Annotated in this window: 17 protein-coding genes; 5 read left to right on the plus strand and 12 right to left on the minus strand. The window is 75.8% G+C overall.

The features are described from left to right. Positions 1-121: 121 nt before the first annotated feature. The 4 genes from ACGF5C_RS23675 to ACGF5C_RS23690 all read right to left on the minus strand — a co-directional run bounded on the left by ACGF5C_RS23675 (position 122) and on the right by ACGF5C_RS23690 (position 6,318). Positions 122-766, minus strand: a complete 645-nt coding sequence (locus ACGF5C_RS23675) for a response regulator transcription factor (protein WP_350711819.1) — start codon at positions 764-766, stop codon at positions 122-124. After that, positions 757-1,884, minus strand: coding sequence for a sensor histidine kinase (locus ACGF5C_RS23680; protein ID WP_393304874.1), 1,128 nt, complete (start codon positions 1,882-1,884; stop codon positions 757-759). The genes ACGF5C_RS23675 and ACGF5C_RS23680 overlap by 10 nt, the downstream gene beginning before the upstream one ends. 22 nt (positions 1,885-1,906) lie before the next feature. Next, entirely contained in the window at positions 1,907-2,719 is an 813-nt protein-coding gene (locus ACGF5C_RS23685) for a DedA family protein (RefSeq protein WP_393304876.1), read from the minus strand. Between the two features lie 134 nt (positions 2,720-2,853). After that, the gene (locus ACGF5C_RS23690) at positions 2,854-6,318 is read right to left on the minus strand and encodes a BTAD domain-containing putative transcriptional regulator (RefSeq protein WP_393304878.1); all 3,465 of its coding nucleotides are present in this window, start codon (positions 6,316-6,318) and stop codon (positions 2,854-2,856) included. Positions 6,319-6,489: 171 nt separating this feature from the next. Between ACGF5C_RS23690 and ACGF5C_RS23695 the strand changes: the two genes are divergently transcribed. Beyond that, the gene (locus ACGF5C_RS23695) at positions 6,490-7,368 is read left to right on the plus strand and encodes an alpha/beta fold hydrolase (RefSeq protein ID WP_393304880.1); all 879 of its coding nucleotides are present in this window, start codon (positions 6,490-6,492) and stop codon (positions 7,366-7,368) included. A 117-nt stretch (positions 7,369-7,485) separates the two neighbouring features. Here the strand turns inward: ACGF5C_RS23695 and ACGF5C_RS23700 are convergent, their stop codons facing one another. From ACGF5C_RS23700 to ACGF5C_RS23725, 6 genes are all read right to left on the minus strand, one after another. Next, positions 7,486-9,057, minus strand: a complete 1,572-nt coding sequence (locus tag ACGF5C_RS23700) for a protein kinase (protein ID WP_393304882.1) — start codon at positions 9,055-9,057, stop codon at positions 7,486-7,488. Positions 9,058-9,188: 131 nt separating this feature from the next. Next, positions 9,189-9,392, minus strand: a complete 204-nt coding sequence (locus ACGF5C_RS23705; protein WP_393304884.1) for a hypothetical protein — start codon at positions 9,390-9,392, stop codon at positions 9,189-9,191. Positions 9,393-9,394: 2 nt separating this feature from the next. Continuing rightward, positions 9,395-10,450: a LacI family DNA-binding transcriptional regulator gene (locus ACGF5C_RS23710; RefSeq protein ID WP_393304886.1), complete on the minus strand. Its 1,056-nt coding sequence runs from the start codon at positions 10,448-10,450 to the stop codon at positions 9,395-9,397. A gap of 172 nt (positions 10,451-10,622) precedes the next feature. Further along, on the minus strand, positions 10,623-11,471 hold the full coding sequence (locus ACGF5C_RS23715) for an SAM-dependent methyltransferase (protein WP_393304887.1): 849 nt from the start codon (positions 11,469-11,471) through the stop codon (positions 10,623-10,625). Positions 11,472-11,580: 109 nt separating this feature from the next. Beyond that, positions 11,581-12,462 carry a helix-turn-helix domain-containing protein gene (locus tag ACGF5C_RS23720; protein ID WP_393305015.1) on the minus strand — a complete coding sequence of 294 codons (882 nt, stop codon included), beginning with the start codon at positions 12,460-12,462 and terminating at the stop codon, positions 11,581-11,583. A gap of 139 nt (positions 12,463-12,601) precedes the next feature. Further along, positions 12,602-12,841 carry a DUF397 domain-containing protein gene (locus tag ACGF5C_RS23725; protein ID WP_350684094.1) on the minus strand — a complete coding sequence of 80 codons (240 nt, stop codon included), beginning with the start codon at positions 12,839-12,841 and terminating at the stop codon, positions 12,602-12,604. 265 nt (positions 12,842-13,106) lie between these two features. Here ACGF5C_RS23725 and ACGF5C_RS23730 point away from each other — a divergent pair, with 265 nt between their 5' ends. Beyond that, positions 13,107-13,757 (plus strand): GGDEF domain-containing protein, encoded by a 651-nt coding sequence (locus tag ACGF5C_RS23730; protein WP_393304889.1) that lies wholly within the window; start codon positions 13,107-13,109, stop codon positions 13,755-13,757. 31 nt (positions 13,758-13,788) lie between these two features. On the opposite strand, the gene ACGF5C_RS23735 is transcribed toward ACGF5C_RS23730, so the two are convergent. After that, on the minus strand, positions 13,789-14,811 hold the full coding sequence (locus ACGF5C_RS23735) for a phosphotransferase enzyme family protein (RefSeq protein WP_393304891.1): 1,023 nt from the start codon (positions 14,809-14,811) through the stop codon (positions 13,789-13,791). Between the two features lie 70 nt (positions 14,812-14,881). On the opposite strand from ACGF5C_RS23735, the gene ACGF5C_RS23740 reads away from it, so the two are divergent. Continuing rightward, positions 14,882-15,376 (plus strand): flavodoxin family protein, encoded by a 495-nt coding sequence (locus ACGF5C_RS23740; protein ID WP_393304893.1) that lies wholly within the window; start codon positions 14,882-14,884, stop codon positions 15,374-15,376. A 44-nt stretch (positions 15,377-15,420) separates the two neighbouring features. Here the strand turns inward: ACGF5C_RS23740 and ACGF5C_RS23745 are convergent, their stop codons facing one another. Then, the gene (locus ACGF5C_RS23745) at positions 15,421-15,903 is read right to left on the minus strand and encodes a type II toxin-antitoxin system PemK/MazF family toxin (protein WP_393304895.1); all 483 of its coding nucleotides are present in this window, start codon (positions 15,901-15,903) and stop codon (positions 15,421-15,423) included. 90 nt (positions 15,904-15,993) lie between these two features. Between ACGF5C_RS23745 and ACGF5C_RS23750 the strand changes: the two genes are divergently transcribed. Both ACGF5C_RS23750 and ACGF5C_RS23755 read left to right on the plus strand, forming a co-directional pair. Continuing rightward, on the plus strand, positions 15,994-16,596 hold the full coding sequence (locus ACGF5C_RS23750; protein WP_393304897.1) for a DUF4291 domain-containing protein: 603 nt from the start codon (positions 15,994-15,996) through the stop codon (positions 16,594-16,596). A gap of 169 nt (positions 16,597-16,765) precedes the next feature. Continuing rightward, on the plus strand, positions 16,766-18,256 hold the full coding sequence (locus ACGF5C_RS23755; RefSeq protein ID WP_393304898.1) for a glycerophosphodiester phosphodiesterase family protein: 1,491 nt from the start codon (positions 16,766-16,768) through the stop codon (positions 18,254-18,256). The last annotated feature ends 82 nt before the right edge of the window (positions 18,257-18,338 follow it).

Raw genomic sequence — 18,338 nt, forward strand, 5'->3', positions numbered from 1 at the left:
GTGTGGCCCGCCGTGCCCGGCGCAGGGATCAAGCCTGACCGCCCGGAGCCGGGCACGGCGGGCCACACCCCCACACCCCACCACCACGCACCGCAAGACAAAGGCAGGAGGAGAGAAGAACTCAGACCCCGAGATACCGAAGCACCGCGAGCACCCGTCGGCTGTAACCCCCCGCCCGCGACAGCTCCAGCTTGTCGAAGATCGTGTTGATGTGCTTCTCCACCGCGCTCTGCGACACGTGCAGTCGCCCGGCGATCGTGGCGTTGGTGTGGCCCTGCGCCATGTGGTGCAGCACGTCCCGTTCGCGCGGTGTCAGCCGCGCCAGCGGGTCGGTGCGGTCGGCGCCGGCCAGGACCTGCCGCACCACCTCGGGGTCCAACGCCGTCGCGCCCTCGGCCACCCGGTCCAGGGCGTCGAGGAAGTCGTCCACCTGGGCGACCCGGTCCTTGAGCACGTAGCCGACGCCCTCGGGGCGGTCGGCGAGCAGCCGGGTGGCGTACCGCTTCTCGACGTACTGGGAGAGGACCAGGACTCCGGTGCCGGGCCAGCGCCGCCGGATCTCCAGGGCGGCCCGCAGCCCGTCGTCGGTGTGGGTGGGCGGCATCCGTACGTCGGTGACGACGACGTCGGGCCGGTGCCGGGCGACGGCGGCGACCACGTCGTCGGCGGTGGCGACGGCGGCGGCGACCTCGTGGCCCTCCTCGGTCAGCAGCCGGGCCAGGCCCTCACGCAGCAGCGTGGAGTCCTCGGCGAGCACTATCCGCACGGCAGCTCCACCGACACCGTGGTGGGCCCGCCGGCCGGGCTGTCGACCCGCAGCCGCCCGTCCTGCGCCGCGACCCGTCGCGCCAGGCCGGACAGCCCGCGCCCGGCGGGGTCGGCCCCGCCGACGCCGTCGTCGTGCACCGTCATCCGGACGAACTCCTTCCCGGCCCCGATCTCGACGGTGATCAGGGTAGCGGCGGCGTGCTTCGCCGCGTTGGTCAGCGCCTCGCACGCGACGAAGTACAGCACGGTCTCGACCTGCCGCTGCGGGCGTACCGGCAGGTCGCAGCGGACGCGGACGGGAACGTCGGAGCGCTGTGCGACCATCTCCAGCACCTGACCGAGGTCGGCGTCGTCGAGCGCGGACGGGTACACCCGCCAGGCCACCTCGCGCAGCTCCGCGACGGCCTGCTGCGCGTCGGCGTGGGCCTGGGCGAGCAGCGCGGCGGTGCGCTCGGCGTCCCGGCTGCGGCGGGCCCGGCCGAGCAGCATGCCGAGGGCGACCAGGCGCTGCTGGAGACCGTCGTGCAGGTCCCGCTCGATGCGCTGCCGTTCGGCGTCCACGGCGGCGATGACGCCGGCGCGGCTGGCGGCCAACTCCCGGACCCGGTTCTCCAGCAGGGTGCGGGCGTTCGGGCCGAGCAGGCGCCGGGCGAGCCGGACGTCCAGCGCGGCCACGCTCACCACGGCCTGCACGTTGACCAGGAGCAGCGCCGCGCCGACGACGGCCTGCAGCAGCGCGTCGGTCACGCCGAGGTCGCCGCGGAACACGGCCCGCACCACGATCGACGCCAGCACCACGCCGACGGCCAGTACCCCGTACGCGAGCAGGCCGAGCGCCCCGGGCAGCAGGCGGGCGGCCAGGTAGCCGACCTCCCGCCGGCCTGCCGCCCCGGGCGGAACCTCGACACCGTGGAACCGGGCCAGCCGGTCCCGCTCGTACCGCGCCAGCGTCGCGGCGTACCGGCGGATCGCGGTGCGGACGCGGCGGCGGGCCGGCGGCACGGCCGCGGCGCCGGCCACGGCGACGGCCGCGCCGAGGAGCAACAGCGCCTCGGCGGCGGCCGTGAGGATCCCGAGGGCGACCCCGAGGGGGATCCGGGTCGGGCGTGGCGTCACCGACCGGGGCGCCTCCACCGGCTCAGCGCACCCCGTCGCGGTCCCACGGGGCGGGCTGCCCCTCGGAGTGGGCGCTGCGGTAGATGGTGCCCCGCCCGGCCGGGTCGGGCGCGTGGTGCAGTGGGGCGGGTCCGGGGGTCGGCTCCGGCTCGACGGCCGCTGCCGCGCCCCGCCGGGCGCGGATCACCCGGGAGACCACAAACCAGCCGACGGCCGCCACGCTGGCGACGATGACCACGTTCTGGAGCACGCCGACGTACCCCTCGACCAGGTGCCAGTTGTCGCCGAGCAGGTAGCCGGCCATCACGAAGGTGGTGTTCCAGATCAGGCTGCCGAGGGTCGTGTAGACCGCGAACGTCCACACGGGCATGCGCTCCACGCCGGCCGGGATGGAGATCAGGCTACGGAAGATCGGGATCATCCGGCCGAAGAAGACGGCCTTGACCCCGTGTCGCAGGAACCACGCCTCGGTGCGGTCCACGTCGCTGAGCTTGACCAGCGGCAGCCGCTCCGCGATCGCCCGGATCCGCTCCCGACCGAGCGCGGCGCCGATGTAGTACAGCGCGAGGGCGCCGAGCAGCGAACCGAGGGTGGTCCAGAAGATCGCGCTGACCACACTCATCCGCCCCTGACCGGCGACGAAGCCGGCGAGCGGCAGGATCACCTCGCTGGGGATCGGCGGGAAGAGGTTCTCCAGGGCGACGGCCAGGCCCGCGCCGGGACCGCCGAGCCGTTCCACCAGGCCGGTGACGTAGCCGACGAGGCCGTCCTCCGGTGGTGCGGCCTCCCCCGTGGCGGTTCCGGTGGCGAGCAGGGCGTGCGCGGTACGAATCATGGCCCCCACGCTACGAACTCATCCTGAGAGCCGACCATGGGGCCGGCCGCCCGGTTCCGTCGGGCGACCGCACCGGGCGGGGTGCGGAAAACCGCAGGGGCCGCACCCCGCGGACCCCGGCGGTGGCCGCCGTCCTAGCCGGCCGCCCGTGCCGCGACCGCGCGGGCGGTCCGGCGGTGCGCGGCGGCCTCGTCGGGACGGCTCAGCGCGGCGGCGAGGTCGCCGAGGTGGTGGGCCACCGGGCCGAGGGTGAGGATGCCGCTGCCGGCTCCGGCCAGCTCGTCGGCGGCCGGCGCCAGTTCGGCGTACGCCCACCGCATCGTCGCGCCGTCGCCGAGGGCGAGGGCGGCGCGGGCGGCGAGGCAGAGCCGGGCCTCGCGGAGCAGGTCGTGCGGTGACTCCGGGAGAGCGTGCAGCGCGGCGGCGGCCTCGCCCCGGTGGCCGGTGGAGAGCAGCACCAGGGGCCGGGCCCAGGGCTCGTACGGCCCGAAGTCCCCGTCCGCCCAGTCGTGCCGCCCCGGCCCGCTGGCTCCCCGCTCCCCCGGTGCGGGTGACAGGCGCAGGCACAGCAGCGCGAGGGCGAGCAGGCCGTGTTCCATGCCGGGCATCCCGCTGCCGGTGAGCGTGGACTGCGCGGCCCGGTACGCGGCCTCCGCCCCTTCCGGGTCGCCGCCGACCGCCAGCCGCAGGGCGGCGTACCACCGGGTGAAGACGCCCACCAGCGGCAGGTCGTACCGCTCGGCGAGGCGGTCCGCGGCGTCGGCGTGCGCGTCCGCGACCGTGAGGTCGGCGAGGGCGCAGTGCGCCTGCAGGAGGACGAGGTGGCCGAGGACCTCGAAGCTCACCAGCTCGTGCCGGGCGGCCAGGTCGACCAGTTCGGCGCCGATGCGGGCGCGCTCGGCGGCGAGACCGGCCCGGCCGAAGGAGTGCAGGAAGCGGGCGTTGAGCGCGTGCGCGAGCAGCGCCGGGTGCGACAGCTGCCGGGCGATGGCCTCCGCCTCGCACGCCGCCCGGTGACCCCGGTCGGTGGTCGTGCCGCGCAACTCCAGGGCGAGGGTGCTCAGCAGCCGGCTGCGCCGTTCCGGCTCGTCGTCGCCGAGCGCGGCCAGCGTGCGCTCGGCGGCCCGGGCGACCTGGCGGGAGAGGTGCTCGTCGTCGTTGCGGGTCCAGATCGCCGGGACGTCAAACGCGGTCAGCACGCTCGTGGCCAGGCCCGGATCGTCGAGCCCGACGGCCGTGGTGATCGCCGCCGACCGGAGCCGCCGCGCCTCGTCGAGGTGGCCGGTGACGGCGAGCGCCCGGCCCAGTCCCATGGCCGCGTCCAGCCGCCCGCGTACGTCGTCGCCGCCCGCACGGTCGTGGGCGGCGACCGCTTGCCGCCACAGGCGGGCCGCCTCGTGCGGGTGGAAGCGGCGTTCGGCCTGCTCTGCCGCCGCCCGGGCGTAGCGCGCGGCGCGGGGCGCGGTGGCGCGGCTCGCCGCGCGGGCGAAGTGGTGGGCGAGGGCGGCGACGTCGTGCGGGTACAGCCGCTCGATGGCGTCCCCGGCGGCGGCGTGCCAGCGGGCCCGGCGCGGCGCGGACAGGTCGCCGTAGAGCGTGTCCCGCACCAGGATGTGGGTGAACCGCAGCCGCCCGTCGGCGTCGTGCTCGCCGAGGAAGCCGGCCGCCACAGCGCGGTCCAGGGCGTCCAGCACCGGCGCGGGGTCGCCGGCCAGCGCGGCCAGCACGTCCGGGTCGACGTCGCGGCCGAGCACCGCCGCCTGCCGCAGCACGGTCTGCGCCGCGTCCGGCAACCGGGCCAGGCGGTGCCGGATCACGTCCCGCACCCCCGCCGGGACCTGGTGCAGCGCCGACTCGCCCTCGGCCGCGAGCAGCCGCGCCAGTTCCCGGACGAAGAACGGGTTCCCGCCGCTGCGACGGTGGATCAGGCGTACCACCGCGGCGTCCAGCGCGTGTCCGGCGATGGCGCGGGCCAGGTCGCCCGTCGCCGGCTCGGGCAGGCCGCCGAGGTAGACCCGGACCGGTTCGGCGCGAGCCACGCGGGCCAGCGCGGCGGTCAACTCCGGGGTGATCTCGGCGGCGCGGTACGTCCCCACGACCAGTAGCGGGCCGGCGACCGGGTCCGGCTCGCCGACCAGGGCGGTCAGCAGGTCCAGGGTGTCGGCGTCGGCGCGGTGCAGGTCGTCGACGACCAGCAGCACCGGCGCCCGGCCGGCCGCCGCCGACACCACGGCGGCGGTGGCGCGGTGTACCCGGAACCGGGCCGCCGCCGGGTCCTCGCCGGGGCCGATGGCGTACGGACCCGGGCCGGTGCCGTACGGACCCGGGCCGGTGGCGTGCGACCCCGCGTCGACAACATGCCACCCCGGGTCGGGGCCGCCGGGGGACGGCGCCTCCCGCCGGCCGGTGGCGTGCGGCGCCGGGTCGGGGGCCCCGGTGAGCGCGTCGGTGATCTGGGTCCACGGCCAGGCGGCGGGAGCGCCCTCGTATTCGGGGCTGTGGCCCCACGCCGTCGTCCAGCCGCCGGCGGCCAACTCCCGGGCGAGCGCGTCGGCCAGGGCCGTCTTGCCCGCGCCCGCCTCGCCCGAGACGAGGGCCAGCGCGGGGACGCCGCCCCGGGCGACGTGACCGGCGGCCTGCCGCAGGAGGGTCAACTCCTCGTCACGGCCGACGAACGGGCGGCGGTCGTCGCGGTCCCGGGCGCCGGTGGGCGCGGTCCCGCGCGGCGCCGCCGGGCGGTCGCGTCCCTGCTCGGTGCCGCCGCCAGCGGGCGGCACGGCGTCGGCCCGCGCCGGCGGGGGCGCTTCGGGCGGGATGAGTTCCGGCGCCTGGGCGAGGATGTCGGCCTCCAGTTGCCGCAGCCGGGGGCCCGGGTCGACGCCGAGTTCCGCCACCAGGGTGTCGCGGGCCCGCCGCAGCGCGGCCAGTGCCTCGCCCTGGCGACCCGACCGGTACAGGGCCGTGGCCAGCAACTGCCAGGCGTCCTCCCGCAGCGGGTGACCGGTGGCGTGGGCCCGCAGCCCGGTGGCCGCCTCGGCGGCCCGGCCCAGGGCCAGCAGCGCCTCGGCCCGCCGCTCGACGGCCAGCATCCGCAGCTCGTCGAGCCGGTCGATCTCGGCACGGGCCCAGGGCTGTCCGGCGAACTCGGCGTACGCGGGGCCGCGCCACAGGGCGAGCGCGCCGTCCAGGCAGGCCAGCGCCGGGCCGGGCCCGCCCGCCGCCAGCAGCTCGCCCGCCTCGGCGACCGCCGCCTCGAACCGCCAGGAGTCCACCGCGTCGGGCGCGGCACGCAGCGCGTACCCGGGCGGATGGGTCACCAACAGCCGGGCCGGCTGCCGGGGTGGCCGGCCCGGTTCCAGCGCCCGGCGCAGGTCGGCGACGAACGTCCGGATCGCCCCCACCGCGCCGTCCGAGGGCTCCTCCCACAGGTCACCGACGAGCCGGTCGACCGGCACGACCCGGCCCCGGGCGACGAGCAGGCGGGCCAGCACCGCCCGCTGGCGGGGGCCCTTCAGCGCGACGGGACCGAGGTCGTTCACCGCCTCCACCGGCCCCAGCACGCCGAAGGCCACCGCGGGTGCCGTCGACTGCCTGGTCATGGCACCAATCTAGGCACGCCCGACCGCCGGCTCTCCCACGGCCGGGTCCGCGCGCCACTCACCCGTTGCTGACCGGTCGCTGACCGGCCCCGGGCAGGCTCGACGCCGGACGACGTGGTCCCCGCAGACCACCGCTCCCGCCACCTCACCGGTACCACAGGAAGGAACACCGTGAACCCGACCATCAGGGGATTCGACTACCGGCGCGTCACCGTCGCCGACGGCGTCACGCTCACCGCGGCCGTCGCCGGCTCCGGCAGCCCGGTCGTGCTGCTGCACGGCTTCCCACAGACCCACCTCATGTGGCGGCACGTCGCCGCCGACCTCGCCGCCGACCACACCGTGATCTGCCCGGACCTGCGCGGCTACGGCGACAGCGACAAGCCCGCCGACCCCGACGGCACCGCGTACGCGAAGCGGACCATGGCCGCCGACGTCGTCGCGCTGGCCCGCGCGCTGGGGCACGACCGCTTCGCCCTGGCCGGGCACGACCGGGGCGCGCTGGTCGCCGTCCGCGCCGGCCTCGACCATCCGCGGGCGGTCACCCACCTCGCCGCGCTCGACGTGCTGCCGACCCTCGACATGTGGGACGTCCTGCACGGCACGACCGCCGCCGTCGGCTTCCACCTCTACCTGATGGCCCAGCCGCCCGGCCTGCCCGAACAGCTCATCGGTGCCAGCCCGGACGTCTTCTTCGGCCATTTCCTCGACGCCTGGACCCGGGACCCGGACGCCCTGCCCGCCGACGTGCGGGCCGCGTACCTGCGGGCGTCCCGGGAGGCCGTCACCTCGATCGTCGCCGACTACCGCGCCTCGGCCGGCGTCGACGTCGAGCACGACCGGGCCGACCGCGCGGCCGGCAACAGGCTGCGCATGCCGGTGACGGTGCTGCAGCAGGACTGGGGCGCGGCCCTCGGCTACGACGCGGCCGGGCTGTGGCGGGCGTGGGCACCGGACCTGGAGCACCGCACCGTCTCCTGCGGCCACTTCATGGCCGAGGAGTCGCCCGCCGAGGTCGTCAAGGCCCTGCGCGCCCTCCTGGTCAGGTGACCGGCCGGTGGCCGTACCGGGTTGGGGCGGCCCGGTGACCCAGCGCACCGACGGCCGGCCCGGGGTCCGTGGTCCGGGGGTCGGCTGAGCGGGGCGTCGGGATCGGCTGGGCGCGGCTCAGTCGTCGTCCTCGTCGTCGCCCGGCGACCCGGTGTCCACCCGGTCGAGCAGGGCATCGAGGCGGGCCGCCGTGTCGGGCGTGAGCCGCTGCTCCTCGACCGCCTCGGCGATCCACTCCCGCAGGTCCTCGACCCGCTTCGGCCGGTCCTTCGGCTTGCCGCGGCTCAGGTCGGCGAGCTTGTCCCGCAGCTGCTCGACCGTCTTCCGGTCGATCTCGCCCCGGGCCTGTGCCTGCACGAGCGCGGCGGCGAACTCGGCCGCGAGCTGGCGCATGCCGATCGGGGCCGACTGGGCGGTCGACGGCGGGGCGGAGGGGGTGGCCTCCGGCGTCGGCGACGTGGTGCTCGGCTCCTCGGCCGGCGTGACCGTGGACGGGGCGGCGGTCGGCGGTGGATTTCCGTTGTCGTCGAGGGCGAGCACCCCGACGAGCCCGACGAGCAGCGCGACGCCGGCGGCGACCAGCACCGCGATCGGCCGGCTCCCCCGGGCCCGCGAGCCGGTGGCGGGGACGGGACGCGGGCCGGCAGCCACGGGTCGGCCCGCCGGCACGCCGGCCCAGCCGCCCGCCGCCGGCACGCCGGCCCGGCCGGCAGTCACCAGGGACCCCGGCCGGCCGGTGGAGGCTGCCGAGGTGGGTAGCGAGCGGTCGACCAGCGTGGGCGGGTGTGCCGGCGGGACCGCGCCCGCCGCCGGGGCGGGCAGGGCCGGCAGGACCGCGGTGTGCGGGTCGGCGGGCGCCGCGCCGGCGAAGCGGGCGGCGAGCTGGGCCGAGGTGGGCCGGCGGGCCGGGTCGGCGGCGAGGCAGGCCAGGGTCAGGTCGGCGACGTCGGCGGGCAGGCCGGGGATCCGCAGGGGCGGCACGGGCGTGTGCCCGGCGTGCAGCTCCAGCGCGTCCTCCCAGGTCTGCACGGGCAGCGGGGCCCGGCCGGTGAGGGTGCGGTAGAGCAGCGCGCCGAGGGCGTAGACGTCGCTGGCCGGGTTCGGCGGGCCGGGCCGCATCCGCTCCGGCGCGAAGTAGGCGGGCGTGCCCATCAGCAGCTCGCCGGTCTGCCCGGCCAGCGGGTGGTCCGGGCCGGCGAGCGCGGCGATGCCGAAGTCGAGCACCTTGGCGCCGGTCTCGGTGAGCATGACGTTGCCCGGTTTGATGTCGCGGTGCACCACGCCGATGCGGTGGGCGGCGGCGAGCGCGGCGGCGACCTGACCGGCCAGCCGGACGGCGTCCGGCCAGGCGAGCGGGCCGTCGGCGAGCCGGTCGGCGAGGTTTCGCCCCTCCACCAACTCCATCACCAGGTACGGCACGACCGCGCCGCCGGCCAGGCTCGCCTCGCCGTAGTCGTACACCTGGGTCACGTGGGGGTGGGTGAGCCGCGCGGCGGCGCGGGCCTCGCGCTGGATGGTGGCCCGCAGCTGCGGGTCGGTGCCGAACTCCCCGGCGAGGGCCTTGACCGCGACGGGGCGGTGCAGCACCTCGTCGTCGGCGCGCCACACCTCGGACATCCCGCCGAGGCCGATGCGCTCGCGCAGGACGTACCGGTCGTGCAACCGAAGGGTGGGCGAGAACGGCGACATAGCCGTTCAGTCTGCCTGGCCCGCCGGGGCGGCCACCACCCGCCATGCCCGGTTACACGCCGGCCGTCCCGATGGTGCCGCGGCGACCGGCCGCTCGGGTGGCGCACACCACCCGGGCGGCCGGCGGCGGGTCAGGAGCAGCGCTGCGGCGCGGGCAGCGACGGCGGCTGGATCCGGTCGGCGAGCCGGCGCAGGGCGCCGGCGGCGGCCAGCCGGGTGGGGGCGAGCCGCGCGGTGCGGGGGCGCTCCGCGCGGACCGGTGCGTCCGGCCGGGCGGAGTTGACGTGTCGGGTCACCGCGTCGATGGCGACGACGAAGCCGGTGGGCTGTTCCATGGTCAGCTCCTCGGAACGGGTTCGGTGGAGGTCCGGACGACGAGTGCGGTGGGCAGCAGGACGTGGCCGTCCGCCGAGTCGGCAGGCGGGTCGAGCAGCAGCCGGGCGGCGATGCGCCCCTTCTCCTCGGCGGGTTGCCGCACGGTGGTGAGGCCCGCCGCGGCGGCCTCGGCGATGTCGTCGAAGCCGGTGACCGAGACCGGTGGCGAGCCGGCCTCGGCGAGCGCGTCGAGGACGCCGAGGGCGAGCACGTCCGAGCCGGCCAGCACCGCCGTGGGCGGCTGCGGCGCGGCGAGCGCGGCGGCGACGGCCGCGGCGCCCGCCGACCGGCTGTTGCCGGTGGCGGCGAGCAGGGTCAGCTCGGACCAGGCGACGCCGACCTCGGCGAAGGCGTCGGCGAACCCGGCGAGCCGCGCCCGGGTGGTGGGGTGCGCGACGTCGGCCACGTCGGGGAGCCGCACCTCGCCCGGGGCCGCGCCGGGCCGGACGGCGTCGCCGAGCAGGGCGACGCGGCGGTGCCCGAGCCCGGCCACGTGCGCGGCGACCGCGCGGGCGGCGGCGCGCTCGTCGATGCCGACGTAGCGGTCGTCGGGGCCCGCGCCGTCGCGGGGCGCGGTGGTGACAACGGGCAAGCCCCGGTCGCGGAGCACGTCGACGATCCAGCCCTCGTCGCCGACGCAGTAGACGCAGAAGCCGTCGACGGCGGCGTTCTCCACTGCCCGCCGCGCGGCCGCCTCGTCGGCGGGCAGGGGCACGAGCAGCAGGCTGGTGCCGTGCCGCTCGGCCGCCTCGGCGACGCCGGCCAGGAAGCGGACCGCGAAGGGGTCGGTGAAGACGTACGACAGTTGGGACTCGAAGAGCACCCCGACGGCGCCGACCCAGCCGCGCCGCAGCGACCGGGCTGTGGGGTTGGGGCCGGGGTAGCCGAGCTGCCGTGCGGTGTCGAGGATCCGCTGGCGCAGCGCGGCGGAGAGCTGGTCGGGGCGGCTGTAGGCGTTGGAGACGGTGCTGCGGGACACGCCGACGGCGTCCGCGACGGCCTGCAGGGTCGGCTTCATCGCGTGCTCGCTTCTCTGTATCGATTCAGTCTGGATCGATACAGAGACTAGTGCCGACGGGCGGCGGCGTCAATGCGACGCAGCGATCGGCGGCGTCGACACGCCGCGACGGGCGGAGAGGAGAACGCCCCGCCCGGTCAGGCCGGGCGGGGCGGCGTCGAGGCAGCGGCGGTCAGGGCTTGCGGGCGACCGCGCCGTACATGCTGACCTCGGCCGCGGTGGGCCGGGGCAGCGGGGCGCCCTCGGCGTGCCACTCGGCGACCGAGGTGACCCCGGGCTCCACCACCTCGAGCCCGTCGAAGAACCGGGTGAACTCCGCCAGGCTCCGCAGACTGATCACGCCGTGCGGGCCGTCGCCCCGGCCGGCGGCCTTCGCCTCCCGCGCGACCTCCGGGGGCAGGTAATCGTAGGTGGCGTGGGAGGCCGCCAGGTAGCTGCCGGACGGCAGCGCCTCGAGCAGCCGGGCGACCACGGCGTACGGGTCGTCGCCGTCGGGCACGAAGTGCAGGATCGCCACCAGCATCAGCGCCACCGGCCGGGACAGGTCGATGGTGCGCAGCAGGTCGGGGTGCTGGAGGATCTTCTCCGGGTCACGCAGGTCGGCGTCGATGTACGCGGTGGCACCCTGCGGCGAGCTGCTGAGCAGCGCCCGGGCGTGCGCGAGCACGATCGGATCGTTGTCGACGTAGACCACCCGCGACTCGGGGACGGTCGCCTGGGCGACCTCGTGGGTGTTGTCGGCGGTCGGGATGCCGGTGCCGATGTCGAGGAACTGCCGGATGCCCGCCTCCCGGGCCAGGTGGCGTACGGCCCGCTGGAGGAAGCGACGGTTCTCCAGGGCGGCGGTGCGGATGGTCGGGAAGGCCGCCGCCACCGCGTCGCCGGAATCCCGGTCGGCCTGGAAGTTGTCCTTGCCGCCCAGCCAGTAGTTGTACCGGCGCGCGGGGTGGGCCACCGACGTGTCGATGCGGTCGCTCGGGTGGGTGGGGCCGGTCGTCGCGCCCGGGGCGTCGGTGGTCAAGGCTGCCTCCACGACTCTGCGCCAACCGCCACCGGTGGCGTCCGTCCACTGTCGCCGGTCGGCGATCATGGTAGCCGCACCGCCGCCCCGGACAGGGCCCCGCAGCCGGTCAACCCGGATAGAGGTCGTCCAGGATCCGGCCGAGGATCTCCGGCGTACGCTCCGGTGGCTCGGCCTCGACGCAGAGTCGCTCCATCGCCACCGCGTAGTAGTCGAGGTCGTCGCGCTTGTCGAGGTAGAGCGCGCTGGTGAGCTGTTCGATGTAGACGATGTCCGGCAGGTCCTGGTCGCCGAAGCGCAGGATCGTGAAGGCGCCGCCCGCCGCGGCGTGCCCGCCGGCCGCGAACGGGATGACCTGGAGCCGGATGTGCGGCGACTTGGTCGCCTCGACGAGTGCCGCCACCTGGCCGCGCATCACCTCCCGGCCGCCGATGGGCCGGCGCAGCGCGGCCTCGTCCACCACCGCCCAGAGCAGCGGCGGGTTCTCGCGGCGCAGCAACCGCTGGCGCTGCATGCGCAGGGCGACCCGGCGCTCGATCTCGGCCGGCGCGGCCGCCCCGTGGCCGAGCAGCACCACCGCCCGGGCGTACTCCCGGGTCTGGAGCAGGCCGGGGACGAACTGGACCTCGTAGGAGCGGATGAGTGCCGCGGCGGCCTCCAGGCCGAGGTACGACTGGAACCAGCTCGGCAGCACGTCGCCGTAGCGGTGCCACCAGCCCGGGCTGTTGGCGTCCCGGGCGAGCTTGAGCAGCGCCTCGCGTTCCTCGGGCGCGGTGACGCCGTAGAGGGTGAGCAGGTCGGCGACGTCGCGCTCCTTGAAGCCGACCCGGCCCAGCTCCATCCGGCTGATCTTCGACTCGGAGGCCCGGATCTCCCAGCCGGCGCCTTCCCGCGTCACCCCGCTGGACTCGCGGAGACGACGCAACTGGGCGCCGAGCAGCATGCGCAGCACGGTGGGCCCGGTGGCCGGGCCGCCCTCGACGGGAACCATCGTCACTGCCGCCCTCCGCATGCCGGATCATGCCCGGCCGGGAGCCCCAGCCCCGGCCGACGTGTAAGCATGCCATGAACCGTGAGTGAGGAGAACTCCTAGGTAGAGGGTCCGCCAGTACCGCAGACGGGACGAGCGCTCAGCCGATGAGGTGGTCGAAGTCGCCGTCGCGGGCCCCGAGCACGAAGGCGGCGATCTCGTCCATCGTGTAGATCAGCGCGGGTCCCTCCGGGTGTCGCGAGTTGCGCAGGGCGATGCCGGCGCCGCCGGGCAGTTGGGCCAGCTCGACGCAGTTGCCGCTCGGGTTGCTCCGGCGGCTCTTCTGCCAGTTGAGCGGGGGCAACTGGTTGGCGGGAACGCCGTTCGGTGGCTGCTGCATGAGGCGTCTTTCTCTCCGCGGGCCGCCGCTGCCGGGCGGGCGGGGCTGCGGAGAGTCGCACGGCATCGACGAGAGGGGTTGGCTGCACGTGCATCTGCTCTTGCATCTGCACCGGCCAGCGAGCATGATAACCCAGGTGCGCGGTGCCCATCCGCTCACTCTGCGTCACCAACCGCTGGGCTGCCTCCAGCGACGAAAGGGCCCCGGGACGGGGCGCGACACGCCGCGCGCCGGGGCCACGGGCATCGTGGCGATGGGAGGTCTCGTGCCGGATCCGCTCACCGTCGCGTCCGGCATCTGCGCCGCGGGGGCCCTCGTCACCACCTGGCAGCTACGCAGCCGCGCGCTGCGCGCCGAGGCCGAGATCGGGCACCTCCAGGCCGAGCTGACCGCCGAGCGGCACGCCGCCAGCCACGACCCCCTCACCGGCCTGCCCAACCGCCGCGGGTTCTACCGGATCGCCGCCACGCTGCTCACCGACGCGGCCGGGCAACCGCTGATCGCCGTGGTGCTCGACCTCGACGACTTCAAGCAGATCAACGACCGCTACGGGCACGCCGCCGGCGACCAGGTGCTGATCAGCGTGGCCCAGCGGCTCGCCGCGTTCGCCGGGGACAACCTGGTGGCCCGGCTCGGCGGCGACGAGTTCGCCGGGCTGCTCACCAGCCCGACGGTGGACCGGCGATGGATCGAGCACGCCACCCGCCGGCTCTGCGAGAGCCTCGCCGCGCCGATCCCCCTCGGCGGGCTCAGCGTCCGGGTGACCGCGTCCGTCGGGCTGGCGCCGGTCACCGGGCCGGCACAGCTCACCGAGGCGCTCGACCGAGCCGACGCCGCCATGTACCGGGCCAAGAGCCTCGGGTCGGCGAGCTCGCCCCGGCAACTCGTCGACACCGCCCACCTGGCGGAGTGCTGACCGCCCCGCCGACCGGCCCGTCGGGCGTCGGTCAGCGCCGGCGGGCCAGGTCAGCCAGCGCCACGTCGGCCAGGGTGACCAGACCGTGGGGCGACACCAGCCCTCGCACGATGTCGAGCGCCTGCCGCCGGTCGGCCTCGGCGGAGGCGGCATCGAGCACCTGGCGGGACCAGTCGCCGATGTCGTCGAGGGCGCGCACGCTCAGGAACCAGGCCAGCCGGGAGGCGTCGACGTCGACCCGACCGTAGCCGGCGAAGGCGGCGGCCTGCTGCGCGGCGGTGACGGGAGCGAAGGCCAGCACACCGCCGATGAGGAACATCAGGTCGCACTCGCGCGGGGCGAGCACGGCGTCGTCCCAGTCGATCAGCCAGACCCGGCCCCGGGGCCCGAGCAGCAGGTTGCCCAGGTGCGGGTCGCCGTGGCAGACCACCGCCGGCCCGGGCCGGTCGCGCAGCTCGTCGCCGAGCCGCTCCACCCCCCGGGCCAGCGCCGCCACCGTCCCCCGTGCCCCCGACCAGATGCGGGCCAGCTCGTCCACCAGCGGATCGCCCTGGTCGCCCGACCGGGGACCGCGCAGCCGGGCGTCGACCCCGCGCGCCGCCGCCACGATCGCCGCGTGCGCGGCGCCGCCCGGAGGCAGCAGCGCGGCCAGGTCGTCGGTCACCGCCACGGCGTGCACCGCCGCCAGCAGTTCGCCGTACGCGCGCCAGTGCTCAGCCGTCATCGCGCCACCGAGCGCCCGCGCGTCGGAGACCCACGGCACCAGGGACAGCCGGCGCCCGTCCCGGTCGCTCCACAGCCGCCCGTCCCGGGTGCGTAGCGGGACGGCGATGCCCGGCACGCCCCGCGCCCCCAGGTACGCCGACACCACCAGGCCGGCCGGACTGCCGCCGCCGCTCAGCTTGACCGCGTACCGCGTACCGTCGGCGGCCCGGGCCTGCCACAGCCGCGCGTGCCGGTCCGCACCGTGCCCCACCGCCTCGGCCCCGATGAGGTCCACCCCGAAGTCCTCGCGCGCCCACGCGCGCAGCGCCTCCGGCGCGTCGTCGGTCATCCCGACACACTGCCAGTCGCCGCACCGCCCGGCCCACCCGTTTACGGCGTCGGCAGAACGTGGTTTCGACGTGCGGTTCGGGGTCTCCACCGACGAGGGCGACGGCGACGGATGGCCAGCCATCCGGGCCAAGCTGCTGGCCGCGCAGATCCTCGTCCTCGCCACACCGATCTGGCTCGGCCAACCGTCGGCCGTGTGCAAGATGGTCCTCGAGCGCCTCGACGCCGAACTGTCCGAGACCGACACCGAGGGCCGGCTGCTCACCTACAGCAAGGTGGCCGTCGTCGGCAACGAGGACGGCGCGCACCACACCATCGGCCAGGTGCAGCAGGCCCTCAACGAGGTCGGGTTCACCTGCCCGGCGGCCGGCGCCACCTACTGGGTGGGCGAGGCACTGCACAAGGTCGACTACATCGACGCCCGGCCGAAGCCGGACACCACCGGCCGCACCACGAAGGCCCTGGCACTCAACAGCGCACACCTCGCCCGGCTGCTGGCCGAGCAGCCGTACCCGCCGCCGAATGTGAAGGGCGCCGGGGTCGGGCCCAGCCGGGAGCCGGCCTGACCGTCAGCGCCCAGCGGCCGTCGGCACCGGCTGAAGCCGAGCGGTCAGCGCCAGCCGTAGCCGGCGCGCAGGGCCTGCCCGACCCGGTCGAAGCGGGCCCGGTCCAACACCGCGCCCTCCCGACGGATGCTGTCCTCCCGCATGGTCAGCACGCGGTCCAGGCGCACCCAGCTCGACCGGTTGTCCCGGTCCCACTCGCCCGGACCGAGCGCGAGCCAGTTCCGCTGGCCGTCGCGCTCGCCCTGGCTGGAGAGCATCAGCCCGAACAGGGTCCGGCTGTGCCGGCCCACCACCAGCACGGGACGATCCTTGCCCTGGCGCGGGTCGTCCTCGTACGGCACCCAGGTCCAGACGATCTCGCCCGGGTCGGCGTGCCCGTCGAGCTCCGGCGCGTACGCCAGCACGCGGCGCTGCAGCGCGGCGACCTGGCGGCGCCGGGCGACCTGCGCCGGGGCGGGACCGGGCCGCCGGGGCGACGGGATGACACCGCCGATGCGCGCCGCGACACTCCTCAGAAGACCTGCCACGAGCGGCAGCCTATCCCGCGCCGCGCCGCCCGGCCGGGCCGGGAACAATCCGGTGGACCCAGGCCCCGGTGGTCGATCAGGATCGCCGGCATGACGGTCCCCGCCCACCAGATCCGCGCCGACTTCACCGCCGACACCGTGACCGTGTACCAGGCGTACCCGCCGGAGATCGCCCGCGCGGCGCTGGCCGCCGGCCGCTTCGTGCCGCCGTTCAAGCGGGAGCGGATGACCTGGGTCAAGCCGTCGTTCCGCTGGATGATGTACCGCTGCGGCTGGGCCACGAAGCCCGGCCAGGAACGGGTGCTGGCCGTTGAGATCACCCGGTCGGGCTTCGAGTGGGCCCTGGCCCACTCGTGCCTGAGCAGCTTCGACCGCGACCGCTACCCCGACCGGGAGACCTGGTCGCGGCGGCTGCGCGCCAGCCCGGTGCGGGTCCAGTGGGACCCCGAGCGGTCGCTGCGGCTGGCCCCGCTGCCGCACCGGTCGCTCCAGGTCGGGCTGGCCGGCGAGGCGGTGCGGCGGTACGTCGACGAGTGGCTGGTCGCCCTCACCGACGCGACCCCGATGGCCCACGCGGTACGCGCGGCGCTCGACGCCGGCGACGACTCGGCCGCCGAGGCGCTGCTGCCGCCAGAGCGCCCGTATCCGCTGCCCCCGGACGTGGCCGCCGTCGTCGGCGCGACGATCTCCTGAGGATTTCGCACCGCCTCGGCGCCCTGCCCGCCGCCTGACCGTCCCTCATTCGTTACTCGGCGGCGGCTCGTGGCCGGCTGGTCGGAGCGACCGACCTTCACCGGATCGTCAGGCGGCGTCAACGCCTGGTACGCGCAGCGCGGCTGGTCCGGCCCTAGGTTCGGTGATCATGAACCGATCCCCCGTCAACCACGCCGTACGCGTCGCAACCGCGCTCTCCCTTGTCGCTGCCGGCGCTGTCGCCGGAGCAGCGCTCACGACCGGCCGGCCGGCACCTGCTGCCCTCGCCGTCGCCGCCAGTGGCGTAGGCACTCCTCCCCCGGCGCTCCTCTACGGCGGGCCGGGCCGGGGTGGCGGCACGCCGGCCGAGCGCGCCTATCATGACATCCTCGACCACAGCCCGAAGGCCAAGATCCTCACCGCCGCGCACCGCGGCCAGTGGCGTGACGCCCCGGAGAACTCCCTGCCTGCGATCGCGGCTGCCTACGAGGACGGCGCTGAGATCGCCGAGATCGACGTACGGCTGACCAAGGACGGTGTCCCCGTGCTCATGCACGACACCACCGTCGACCGCACGACGAACGGAACCGGCGCCGTCGCCGACCTCACTCTCGCCCAGGTCAAGGCGCTCCGCCTGAAGCAGGGCCTCGGCGGCGCCCAGGCGGCGGTCACCGACGAGCAGGTCCCGACTCTCGCCGAGGCCATGGAGGTCGCGAAGACGCGTGGTCTCGTCAATCTCGACAAGGGCTGGCCGTTCCGCGAGGAGATCTGGAAGGTGCTCGTCGAGACCGGGACGGTCCGCAACGGGCTCTACAAGAGCGCTGCGCCGGTGGCTGAGGTCCAGCGGTTCCTGGCCGGCCACGACGGCGCGCTCTACCTGCACATGATCGGCGACGCCAATCTCGCCGACGTCGCGGCGTTCGGCGACGACCAGCCGGTCGGCTACGAGGTCAACTTCGACAGCCAGTACGACGTCGTGGCACGCAAGCCGTTCCTCGACCGGCTGGCGGCGAACAGCAGGGTCTGGCTCAACTCGATGTGGAACGGTCTGGCGGACCACTTCACCGACGAGGCCTCGCTCATCGATCCTCGTCGAGGCTGGGAGGGGCTGGTCACCAGCTTCAACGCCACCGTCATCCAGACCGACGACGTCGAGACGCTCGAGCGGTGGCTGCAGACCGGCGACGGCGACCCGCTGCCGAACGGTAGTGTCCGGGTCCAGGCCGAGGACTTCCTTCCGGGCGCGGGCGTGGGCTACCACGACCTCGACGCCGGTAACCGCGGCGGGCTGCCGATGCGCCCCGGCGAGGACGTGGACATCAGTGACGCCGACGGCAACGTGCGGCTCTCGTGGCTGCGCGGCGGCGAGTGGCTGACCTACGCCATCGAGGTGCCTCACAGCGGCAGGTACGCCGTTTCGGCACGGGTATCCTCGCCGTACTCCCCGGCCGGCACGTACACGCTGTCGTTCGACGGAGGCCCGGAGAGCGAGCGGGTGGCGGTCCTGAACACCACGAGCCACAACAAGCAGGTGCTCCAGCCCAGTGGCGTCGTCCGGGAACTCGCGGCCGGTCGCCACACCGTGCGGGTGAGCCTGCCGGCCGACGCCTACCAGAACTGGAACCTCGACTACCTCCAGTTCGACCCGGTCCGTCCCTGAGGCGGCGGGTGACGTGCGCCGCGCGGAGGGCTGTGGCGAAGGTTGACCAGCCCGCCCTCCGCCAGCACGCGTCGCGGGCATG

This window comes from Micromonospora sp. NPDC047620, from assembly GCF_043205005.1.
Classification (GTDB): Bacteria; Actinomycetota; Actinomycetes; order Mycobacteriales; family Micromonosporaceae; genus Micromonospora.